The sequence below is a fragment of the Methylibium sp. T29-B genome (assembly GCF_000576225.1).
GTDB classification, from domain to species: Bacteria; Pseudomonadota; Gammaproteobacteria; order Burkholderiales; family Burkholderiaceae_C; genus Methylibium; species Methylibium petroleiphilum.
This window is the reverse complement of sequence record NZ_AZSN01000202.1, coordinates 1-5,452: the sequence shown is the minus strand read 5'-3', so window position 1 is coordinate 5,452 and position 5,452 is coordinate 1. Positions and strand designations below refer to the sequence as shown.

The window sequence follows — 5,452 nt, the reverse complement described above, 5'->3', positions numbered from 1 at the left end:
CCACCAGCCACGGCAGCGACGCCGCCACCGCGCTGGCCAGTGCCGCCGCGGCACCACACAGCGCGGACGCGGCCAGGGTCGGCAGGGCGCCGAACGCACGGCACAGCGCAGCGCCGGGCAGCATCGCCACGCCGAAGCCCACCCAGAACAGCGGCAGCAGCCATTCCAGCGCCGACGGCACAGTGAAACGCAGGTAGTGCGGCGCGGCATTGACGAACACCTGGGCCTGGTATGCCGCCGCCAGCAGCAGCACGCCGAGCATCCACGCCGCATGGCCGGCACCACCGACGTGCGGGATTTGCGTGGTCTCTGCCGGCAGCGGCGCCGATCGCCGCCGCGCCAGCGCGCGTTCGACCTGCACCAGGCCGGCGGTCGTGGCGAGCAGCGTGAGACTGGACAGGGCAAACGGGAGCCGCGGATCGACCCCCTTCAGCAGCACACCCAGGTAGGGCGCGACCGCACCGCCGGCCGCTAGGCCGAGCAGCGTCAGCGCGTTCAGCCACGGCAGCGCCGGGCGTGCAGCGTGGCGGCCGAGCAGCACCCAGGGCGGCGCGCGCAGCGCCGACGAGCTGAGCGTCCAGACCAGCGTCAGCGCGAGCATCCACCCTGACGCGGCGCTGCCCGAACGAGCCGCCAGTGGCAGCAGCAAAAAGGCGAGGCAGGACAGCGCCGTCGCGCCGACGATCCACGGGCCGATGCGCCCGAGCGTGCGCTGCACGCGGTCGGCGAAGACGCCGGTGGCGATGTCGGCCACCAGGAACGCCAGCTGGTCGAGCAGCAGGATCCACGGCGCCCAGGCCCTGGGCAGACCGGCGGTCTCCAGCAGCTGAGGCAGATAGATCGCGTAGACCGTCCAGGTGGTGACGAACAGGAACTGAACCCCCGCGATGTAGAGCGCGGCACCAGCCGAGACCGAGGGGCCGGTCATTGCTAGTCCCGGTCGGGCGCGCCCGGAGGAAAGAACGTGCGGTAGGGCCGCGCCTCGTCGACTGCACGCGCGAACGAGGGCCGTGCCAGCAGCCGCTGCCGGTAGGCTCGCAATTCGCGATGCCGGGCGCCGATCGGCTGCACCCAGTCGGCATAGAACAACGAGGGCGCCGCGGCGCAGTCGGCCAGGCCGAAGGCGTCGCCGGCTGCCCAGGTGCGCCCGGCCAACCGGCCGTCGAGCCAGGCATAGCTGGCGTCGAGCAGGCGCCTCGCTTCCGCCACGCCATAGGGATCTCGATGTTCGGCGGGGCGCAGCACGTCGAGCACGATCTTCTGCATCGGCGTCATGACGTAGTTGTCGAAGCAGCGATCCAGGCTGCGCACCGCGAGTGCGTCGCGCGCGTCCGTCGGCAGCAGACGCACCGGCCCGGGGTGGTACAGGTCCAGATGCTCGACGATGAGGCTGGCCTCGATCACGGTGCGATCGGCATCGACGAGCACCGGCATGCGCCGCAGCGGCCACAGCGCCGCGTGTTCGGCGAGCTGGGTTTTGTTGTCCGGGGAGAGCAGCCCCCACTCGAAGGGCGTGTCGTTCTCGTACAAGGCGATCAGGACCTTCTGGCAATAGGACGAGAACGGGTGGGCGTAGAGTTTCATCGGCTTCCAACGGCGGCTGCGCGGTTCGGATCGTAGGTCGGATTGCGTGGCCGCCGGGGCCTGGCAAGCACCGGCCGCGCAGTGCATGATCCGCCTGTCGACCCGACCGCAAGGAGGCCCGCTATGAGCACCACCACCCTGCCCGACGACGGCAACTTCTCCAAGCTGATCGACCAGCAGCTCGAACTCGCCGCGGCCCGCCTGCCGGCGCTCGACCCGGCCGTCGTGCACCCCTCGCCCGAGGATCACGAGGAGATCGCGGTCGCTCACCCCACGCTCGAGGATGTGCTGCTCGGCAACGCCGAAGCCACGCCCGAGATGCTGGAGGAGCTGGCCGCACTGGAGGCGGCGCCCGAACTCAGCGAGGAGGAACTGGCCCGCCAGGCACTGGCGCACGGCGGCGAGGACGGCGACGCCTCGACGCCCGGCTAGCGTCCGACGGGCCTAGCCGAACACGCGGTCGAACACGGCCGTCAGCGCGGCATGCTGGCGATCATCCGGCATCGGACCGCGCAGCGCCTCGAGGTTCTGCGCCATGTGATCCGGGTCGGTGGTGGCCGGGATCACGCAGCTCACCGCCGGGTGCGCCAGCTCCCACTTCAGCACCAGCGGCGCCCAGGCGCTGCAGCCCAGTTCGGCGGCGAACGTCGGCATCGGCTCGTTGCGCAGCCGGCGCGGCACGCTGCCGCCGTCGAACGGCCGGTTCAGCACCACGGCCATGCCGCGGGCGGCCGCCTGCCGTATCAGCGGCTCGGCGCGCCGGTCGGCGGGGTTGTAGGTGATCTGCAGTGTGTCGAGGTCGCGCTCGCTGTCGAGCAGCTCGCGCACCGTGTCGTGCTTGTTGCCGTGCGAGGTGGTCAGGCCAAGGTGGCGCACCCGGCCTTCGGCGCGCCAGCGACGCAGCGTCGGCAGGTGGGCCGGCCAGTTCAGCAGGTTGTGCACCTGCATCAGGTCGCAACGCGACAGCCCCCACAGGTCGAGCGAGCGCTGCATCTGCGTGGGGCCGTAGCTGCCGATCGGCGTCCACACCTTGGTGGCACTGAACAGTGCCGTCGGCTGCGGCAGCGTCGGAAGCAACGCACCCAGCACCGCCTCGGCGTGGCCGTACATCGGCGAGGAGTCGATCAGGCGCCCGCCACCGGCGAAGAAACGCGCCAGCACCTGGCTGCGCCGCGCCAGCGCCTCGGCATCGCCGGGCGACACGTCGAAGCTGAGCCAGGTGCCCATGCCCACCACCGGCACCCTCTCGCCGCTGCGGGCGATGGGTCGGGTGAGCACAGGAAGACCGGCTTGCGCCGCAGTGGCCGCGACGGGCGACAGCCCAGTCGCCACCAAGGCTCCCGCAGCAGCCCGGGCCAGCAAGGCTCTGCGGTCCATCGTGCTGTGCCTCCGGGCTGGACGGTTCGCGGCGCCGAGGCCGTCGGGGGCCGGGAGCGGGCCGTCCGTCAGTCGCCGAGCGGCCGCGGGTCGGCGATCTCGCGCACTTCCACGTCGACGACGTCGCCGCGCGACGGCACGTCGGGGCGAGCCCTGGCGAGCGCCGCGCCGCGGCGGCCGCACGAAAGCGATTCCAGTCGGCGCCAGGGTGACGGCCGAAGCGCACGGCCCGGGGCCGCTTGCCTTGCAGGAGCGCCCACACCACCAGCACCGCGCCGAGGGTCAGGCCGAGGACCACCACGCCGAGCATGAACACCAGGCCCGCGAGGGTCAGCGCCATTTTCAGCACCAGGGAAACGGCCCCACGCAGGCTGCGGTTCAGGGCTTCGATCCAGTCGTTCGTCATGGTCATCGGTGTCTGATGCGCGAGAGGCCCCAGGGTTCCCCGCGGGAGAATCGGTCGACATTCTGGCGGCGGCCCCTTGAGTTTCGGCGCCGCGGGCCGCAACTGCCAGCGTCGTCGCTCGCCGAGCGGCGCGGATGGCACGGAGGTCCTGCAATGTGGAAACGTCTGTCGGTGCTGTGGCTCGCAGTGCGCGGTGACGCGCGCCAGCTCTGGTACGCGCTGCGCCACCCGGCCGCGCCGCTGTGGTTGAAGGCGGGGACGGCGATGGTGGTGCTCTACCTGTTCTCGCCGCTGGACCTGATCCCCGACGTCGTGCCCTTCTTCGGCGTGGTCGATGACCTGGTGCTGGTGCCGCTGGCCATCCGTTTCATGCTCAAGCGCCTGCCCGCCGGGGTGCGCGAGCATGCCGAGCGGCGCGCCGCGGGGACGGTCGACGCGGCGGGCTGAAGCGCACCCCTACCTACTCCACCACCTTCACCAGCTGGCCGGCCTTGGGCTCGTCGGTCGCGCCGTAGAGGCCATTGATCAGGCGCAGCTGCTGCTCCGCGTTGCCGCCGAGCGGCGAGCGGCGGGCCAGCTCGGCGAAACCGCCCCGCGGATAGGCCACGGACTTCAGCACCCACGGCCGGGCCGCGCTGCGGTCCGCCGCGGTGAGAGCGCGGAACGAGCCTTCGGTCTCGCGCAGCTGCGGACGGGCGTTCTGCAGCGCGGTGGCGTTCTTGGCCGCATACAGCAGCGCATAGTTCTTGGCACCCGGACCGGTCACCAGCGTGGCCTCGACGTTCTGCGTCTGGCCCTGCTGGTTCTGGCGCGCACCGACGAAATGCGTGGCGCTCAGGCCGTTCAGCGACAGCGGCTCGGTGCGCCCCTGGGTCGGCTTGATGAGGTTGCGGATGATCTCTTCGTGGCTCTTGCCGGCCTTGTCCGGCACGGTCTGCATGATGAGCCCGGCGTCTCCAGTGGCGTTGACCACCGTCACGGCGTCCTGCGCGTTCTGGATCTTCCAGCCCTGCGGCGCGGTGAGCGCGATGCCCAGCGGCTCGTGATAGAAATTGCGCCCGCGCGTCACGCCCTGCTCGCGGCTGTCGCCGAACGGCAGGCCGTTGACGGCCTGCAGGTAGCGCGCGCGTCCGTCGTCGACGTAGCCGCTGCCCTTGTAGCCGGCGGCGATCTGCGTGATCTGCTGCAGGCGCTGCTCATTGCTCGGGTGCGAGGCCAGCCAGTCGCCGCCCTGACGCGGCGTGCGACCTTCGGCCTTGGCCTGGTCGGCGGCGAACTGCTCCTGGCGCTTGAGCACCCGGATCACGTCGACCATGTTCTGCGGGTCGTAGCGGTTGCGCGACAGGTACTCGGCGCCCAGTTGGTCGGCCTGCAGCTCCTGGTCTCGGCTGTACGACGCCACGTAGCCGGCGGCCACGCTCTGCGAGACCTGGCTCGCCACGTCGCCCACGCCCAGCACTGCGCCCAGCACGCTCGCCGCCAGCACGCCGATGCCGGCGGTCTGCTGGCGGGTGGCCCGCTGCGCGCCGTGGCGCGCCGTCACGTGGCCGATCTCGTGGCCGATCACGCCCGCCAGGTCGGCCTCGCTCTCCATGTAGACCATGATCCCGCGCGTCACATAGACGTAGCCGCCCGGCAGCGCGAAGGCGTTGATCTCGGGGCTGTCGAGCACCGTGAAGGTCCACTGCAGGTGGGCACGGTGCGACTGCTTCGCGAGACGCTGGCCCAGGTCGTCGACGTAGGCCTGGACCTTGGCGTCGCCGTAGACGCCGTACTCGGCCAGCACCTGCTGGTGGGCCTTCTTGCCCTCGGCGATCTCGGCCTCCTCGCTCATCACCGAGCGCTCCTCGCGGCCGGTGACAGGGTTCACCACGGTGGCGCACGAAGCCAGCAGGCCGGCAGCCAGCAGCAGGGGCAGGAAGTACTGTCGCATCGTCGAGAAGTCTCCGTCGTAGCCAGGGGGCAACGGCGGGGAGCGCCGGTCGCAGCGGACGCCATGTTGCCACCGGCCGTCCCGGCCGGCGACCGCGCCCCCGCGGGCCGCGCCGTCAGTGCGGCTTGCGCGGGCCGCGGCCTTCGTGGAAG

At 71.6% G+C, this 5,452-nt stretch carries 6 protein-coding genes; 2 read left to right on the top strand and 4 right to left on the bottom strand.

All coding sequences use genetic code 11. The annotated features are described in order from the left end of the window. Together Y694_RS19495 and Y694_RS19490 are read right to left on the bottom strand one after the other, a co-directional pair. Positions 1 to 928: hypothetical protein (locus Y694_RS19495; RefSeq protein ID WP_036235558.1), on the bottom strand; the 928-nt coding region annotated here is incomplete at its 3' end. A gap of 2 nt (positions 929 to 930) precedes the next feature. Beyond that, positions 931 to 1,584 (bottom strand): glutathione S-transferase family protein, encoded by a 654-nt coding sequence (locus Y694_RS19490; protein WP_036235555.1) that lies wholly within the window; start codon positions 1,582 to 1,584, stop codon positions 931 to 933. 123 nt (positions 1,585 to 1,707) lie between these two features. On the opposite strand from Y694_RS19490, the gene Y694_RS19485 reads away from it, so the two are divergent. Next, the gene (locus Y694_RS19485) at positions 1,708 to 2,016 is read left to right on the top strand and encodes a hypothetical protein (RefSeq protein WP_011828910.1); all 309 of its coding nucleotides are present in this window, start codon (positions 1,708 to 1,710) and stop codon (positions 2,014 to 2,016) included. Between the two features lie 12 nt (positions 2,017 to 2,028). Here the strand turns inward: Y694_RS19485 and Y694_RS19480 are convergent, their stop codons facing one another. After that, positions 2,029 to 2,862, bottom strand: coding sequence for an aldo/keto reductase (locus tag Y694_RS19480; RefSeq protein ID WP_051495912.1), 834 nt, complete (start codon positions 2,860 to 2,862; stop codon positions 2,029 to 2,031). A gap of 658 nt (positions 2,863 to 3,520) precedes the next feature. Here Y694_RS19480 and Y694_RS19475 point away from each other — a divergent pair. Continuing rightward, complete coding sequence (locus Y694_RS19475; RefSeq protein ID WP_011828907.1) at positions 3,521 to 3,814, top strand: YkvA family protein; 294 nt, start codon at positions 3,521 to 3,523, stop codon at positions 3,812 to 3,814. 13 nt (positions 3,815 to 3,827) lie between these two features. On the opposite strand, the gene Y694_RS19470 is transcribed toward Y694_RS19475, so the two are convergent. Continuing rightward, positions 3,828 to 5,300, bottom strand: coding sequence for a M48 family metalloprotease (locus Y694_RS19470; RefSeq protein ID WP_051495911.1), 1,473 nt, complete (start codon positions 5,298 to 5,300; stop codon positions 3,828 to 3,830). Positions 5,301 to 5,452: the final 152 nt, after the last annotated feature.

Excerpts from the sequence above, each read along its gene's own strand:
- Y694_RS19490 (WP_036235555.1), bottom strand. The coding sequence starts at position 1,584 with ATGAAACTCTACGCCCACCCGTTCTCGTCCTATTGCCAGAAGGTCCTG.
- Y694_RS19485 (WP_011828910.1), top strand. The coding sequence starts at position 1,708 with ATGAGCACCACCACCCTGCCCGACGACGGCAACTTCTCCAAGCTGATC.
- Y694_RS19475 (WP_011828907.1), top strand. The coding sequence starts at position 3,521 with ATGTGGAAACGTCTGTCGGTGCTGTGGCTCGCAGTGCGCGGTGACGCG.
- Y694_RS19470 (WP_051495911.1), bottom strand. The coding sequence starts at position 5,300 with ATGCGACAGTACTTCCTGCCCCTGCTGCTGGCTGCCGGCCTGCTGGCT.